General features: G+C 60.7%; 2 protein-coding genes. One reads left to right on the top strand and one right to left on the bottom strand.

Annotated features, from left to right (window positions below; translation table 11 throughout):
* The coding region (locus Q1X90_RS03875; protein WP_300766728.1) for an aquaporin at positions 1-544 on the bottom strand (544 nt) is incomplete at its 3' end.
* Between the two features lie 585 nt (positions 545-1129).
* Here Q1X90_RS03875 and Q1X90_RS03870 point away from each other — a divergent pair.
* Positions 1130-1691: Glu/Leu/Phe/Val dehydrogenase dimerization domain-containing protein (locus Q1X90_RS03870; RefSeq protein ID WP_300766730.1), on the top strand; the 562-nt coding region annotated here is incomplete at its 3' end.

The raw sequence follows: 1691 nt of genomic DNA, 5'->3' as shown, positions 1-1691 counted from the left end.
TGTTGTCGATCGGAATGGTGATGAGATGGATCAGCGTCAACGTCAGGCCGATGGCCAGGGGAGCGAACCCGACGGCGCCGATCCGGGCGGTCGTTCCCAGGACGACGAGCACGAAAATCGCGGTGAACACCACTTCGACCGCAATGGCACCGCCGATGCCGAACCCTCCAGGAGAGTGTGCGCCGTATCCGTTCGAGGCGAAGCCGCTTTTACGCGCTGCCGCAAAGAAACTCGAGTTGGATGACGCGATCAACGCGATCAGGGATGAACCAAGAACGCCCCCGACGATCTGCGCCACGATATAACCGGCTGTCTCCCTCCACGGGAACCGTCCCGCGGCGGCAAGACCCAGCGTGATGGCCGGATTGAAATGCCCGCCCGACATCGGTCCGAACGCGTAGGCGCCCACCACGACCGTCAGACCGAATGCCAAGGCGACGCCCAGATGGCCCACGCCGACAAGATTGTTGTCAGCGCTGGGGAACGTGGCGTTGAAAATCGCCGTTCCCACTCCCCCTGCGACAAGAAGAAGCGTGCAAGGCATTCGGCTATCATCCTGGGGACGAAGTCGGCGTTGCGGGTGCCCGCGCCGGGACCCTGAGCAATCGACGGATCAGAACTCATGATAATTCCCCTCCTCTTTCGTTTAACCATCCACGCTTTCGTTTCGCGGACTTCCGGCCATCGCGGCCGGCTCGTGCGAGCACAGCGCATCCGCCGGTCACGCATCCGATAATCGCGAAACGCATCGAGCCACCGGTCAGAGGTGACCCACGCGTCTCCACGTAACCCGAAGACCACCACCGGCTCCGTCACATGTCGGTCTCCGCATGTGACGTCGGATTCCACGCAAGCGACGCTGGAATGCGGACGGCCTCTCTTTCTTCCCTCTGCACACTCTCCTCCCTGCACACTCTCCTTCGCTGCGTCATCACTTCCCCTGCGTCATTTCCCATCGTGGAATCTGCTCGTACAACGTATTCGACGAGAATCGAATACACCATAATCGAACAAGGATGTAGGATAAAGCGCGGTTCCATGGTCACAAACCATCGAACGACCACGTACTTCGTAGAGGAAGGCGTGGATGAAGACAGTTGCCGCAGGGGGGCAGATCTTGGAGGACATCATGTTTACTGACGAATACACACAGCATGCCTACGATGAGGTTCTGCGGCGCAACGGCGACGAGCCTGAGTTCCTTCAGGCCGTCAACGAGGTATTCGCATCGGTGGAGCCCGTCATACGCGAGCATCCCGAATTCCGCGATGCCGGAGTGCTCGAGCGCATCGCCGAACCGGAACGTCTGGTGCAGTTCCGCGTGGCGTGGACGGACGACGCCGGACATGTGCGGGTCAACCGTGGATACCGCGTGCAGTTCAGTTCGGCGCTGGGGCCATACAAGGGCGGGCTGCGGTTCCACCCCTCGGTCAACCAGTCGATCATCAAATTCCTCGGTTTCGAGCAGACCTTCAAGAACTCCCTGACCGGCCTGCCCATGGGCGGCGGCAAGGGAGGATCCGACTTCGACCCCAAAGGCAAATCCGACGGCGAGGTGATGCGCTTCTGCCAGGCGTTCATGACGGAGCTGCAACGTCACATCGGTCCCTTCACCGACGTTCCCGCAGGCGACATCGGCGTGGGAGGACGCGAGATCGGCTATCTGTTCGGACAATACAAGCGCATCCGGA

The organism is uncultured Bifidobacterium sp. (assembly GCF_949292005.1).
Lineage (GTDB): Bacteria > Actinomycetota > Actinomycetes > Actinomycetales > Bifidobacteriaceae > Bifidobacterium.
Note: the sequence above shows the minus strand (reverse complement) of the source record. Positions and strands in the feature narration are given on the sequence as shown.